The 268-nt window shown below is 65.7% G+C and carries 1 pseudogene; it reads right to left on the bottom strand.

Annotation, left to right across the window (positions count from 1 at the left end):
* Positions 1-268: pseudogene (locus ACH107_RS33845) on the bottom strand (ABC transporter permease); the annotation flags it as partial.

Here is a 268-nt window from a genome sequence, read left to right as displayed (position 1 = left end):
CGAGGCGGTTGCTGATGCCGAGCACCACCAGTGCACACGATAGCGCCAGGCCCAGTGCATAGCCGGCGAGCAGGGTCTCCATGGACGTGCCGATGCGCGCAAACAGCGTGCCGCTGGCCAGGCCCGCCCATAGGGCCTGTGCTGTGTCGGAGAAGGTCGGCAGCAGCAGCGGATTGTCGAGCCAGCGTGCGCCGCCTTCCCACACGAGTGCCAGCACAATCAGGATCACCAGCTTGCGCAGCCATGCCTGTTCATACAAACGCTCGGC

Source organism: Roseovarius halophilus (ex Wu et al. 2025), from assembly GCF_047086965.1.
The sequence above is the reverse complement of the archived record's forward strand: the minus strand, read 5'-3'. Positions and strand labels throughout refer to the sequence as shown.